Source organism: Kitasatospora sp. NPDC091257, from assembly GCF_044757675.1.
Taxonomy (GTDB): Bacteria; Actinomycetota; Actinomycetes; order Streptomycetales; family Streptomycetaceae; genus Kitasatospora; species Kitasatospora lactacystinica.
On record NZ_JBIVVI010001272.1, the window covers coordinates 1 to 2489 of the forward strand.

Below are 2489 nucleotides of genomic sequence, written 5' to 3' on the forward strand. Positions count from 1 at the left end.
CACCGCACCCCTGTGGTGCGCCACCGCCGGGGCCGTTTCCACGGGCCAGGACGACCCGGTCACCCACCCCCGCCAGGCACTGGTCTGGGGCACCGGACTGGTGGCCGCGCTGGAACTGTCCGCCCGCTGGGGCGGACTCATCGACCTGCCGACGAACCTCGACGCCCGCGCCAGGACCCGCCTCGCCGCCGTCCTGACGGCCCCCGGCACCGGCCCGGACGGCCCCGGCCGCGAGGACCAGCTCGCCCTGCGCCCCACCGGCCTGCTGGCCCGCCGCCTCCGGCGCGCCCCCCGGAACGACAGCCGTACGAAGCACTGGAAGCCCCGCGGCACCGTCCTGCTGACCGGCGGCACCGGAGCGGTCGGCCCGCACCTCGTCCGCTGGCTGGCCCGCAGCGGCGCCACCCACCTCGTCCTGCCCGGCCGCCGCGGCCCCCAGGCACCCGGCGCGGCCGAACTCGCCGCGGAACTGGCCGCCCTCGGCGTACGACTGACCCTGCCCGTCTGCGACCTGGCGGACCGTCGGGCCGTGGCGGAACTGCTCACCGGCCTGGACACGGCGGGCGACCCGGTCACCGCGGTCGTCCACGCGGCCGCGTTCGTCGCGCTCGCCCCCCTGGACGGCACACCGATGTCCGCGTTCGAACAGATCGTCGCCGCCAAGGCCGCCGGCGCCGAACACCTCGACGCCCTGCTCGACCGCGAACTCGACGCCTTCGTCCTGTTCTCCTCGATCGCCGGAGTCTGGGGCAGCGGCGACCACGGCGCCTACGCCGCAGCCAACGCCTACCTCGACGCCCTGGCCCAGCACCGCCGGGCCCGCGGCCTCACCGCCACCACCGTCGACTGGGGCATCTGGCAGGCCGAGAACCCCTTCCAGGATCGCATCGCCGGAGCGGACGCCGATCTGTTCAACCTGGAGCAGCACGGCCTGCCCCGGATCGCCCCCGACCTCGCGGTCCACGCCCTGCAACAGGCACTCGACGACGACGAGACCGTACTCGCCGTCGCCGACGTCGACTGGGAGCAGTTCGCCGCCGTCTTCACCTCCACCCGCCGCAGCCCGCTGCTCACCGGCATCCCCGAAGCCCGCCGCGCCCTGGAAGCCGCGACCGGCGACACGGAGGCACCCGCCGCCGCACTGCTGCGCCAACGGCTCGCCGCCCTCGCCGAATCCGAACAGCACCGCCTGCTGCTCGACCTGGTCCGCACCCACGCGGCAGCCGTCCTCGGCCATCCCTCGGTGGACGCGATCCGGCCCGGCATGGCGTTCCAGGACATGGGCTTCGCCTCCCTCACCGCAGTCGAACTCCGCAACCGGCTCAACACCGCCACCGGACTGCGGCTGCCGTCCACGCTGATCTTCGACCACCCGTCGTCCACCGCGCTCGCCCGGGAGATCCGCGCCGAACTGCTCGGCCGGCAGGCCACCGCCCCGGACCCCGCCGCCCCGGACACCGCCGCGCACCCGCCCGCGCCCGACGACGAGCCGATCGCGATCGTGTCCATGGCCTGCCGCTTCCCCGGCGGCATCGGCACCCCCGAAGACCTGTGGCGCCTGCTCGCCGACGGCGGCGACGCCGTCTCGGACTTCCCCACCGACCGCGGCTGGGACCTGGAGGGCCTCTACGACCCCGACCCCGACCGCCCCGGTACCTCCTACACCCGGCACGGCGGCTTCCTGCACGACGCCGCCGAGTTCGACGCGGAGTTCTTCGGCATCTCGCCGCGCGAGGCCCTGGCCATGGACCCGCAGCAGCGGCTGCTCCTGGAAACCACCTGGGAGGCGATCGAACGCGCCGCCATCGACCCGGCCGCCCTGCGCGGCAGCCGCACCGGAGTGTTCACCGGCGTCAACTACGCCGACTACGCGGCCGTCGTCGCCCAGTCGGAGGAAGGAGACGGCCACCTGCTCACCGGCAGCGCACCCAGCGTCGTATCCGGCCGGGTCGCCTACACCCTGGGCCTCGAAGGCCCCGCCGTGACCATCGACACGGCCTGCTCCTCCTCGCTCGTCGCCATGCACTACGCCGGCCGGGCCCTGCGCGGCGGCGACTGCTCCCTCGCCCTGGTCGGCGGCGTCGCCCTGATGGCGACCCCCGGCGCCCTGATCAGCTTCTCCCGGCAACGGGGACTCGCCGAGGACGGCCGCTGCAAGGCCTTCTCGGACGACGCGGACGGCATGGGCATGGGCGAGGGCGTCGGCGTCCTGCTGCTGGAGCGGCTGTCGGACGCCCGCCGCAACGGACACCCGGTACTGGCGGTGGTACGCGGCTCCGCCGTCAACCAGGACGGCGCCAGCAACGGACTCTCCGCCCCCAACGGTCCGTCGCAGCAGCGGGTGATCCGGGCGGCGCTCGCGGACGCGGGCCTGTCGCCGTCCGAGGTGGACGTGGTGGAGGCGCACGGCACCGGCACCACCCTCGGCGACCCGATCGAGGCGCAGGCCCTGCTGGCCACCTACGGCCAGGACCGGCCCGCCGAACGGC

1 protein-coding gene is annotated in these 2489 nt (G+C 75.1%); it reads left to right on the forward strand.

The window, feature by feature from the left end:
- Positions 1–2489, forward strand: a 2489-nt coding sequence (locus ACIQOV_RS37190) for an SDR family NAD(P)-dependent oxidoreductase (protein ID WP_401055212.1), incomplete at both ends; no start/stop codon positions are given.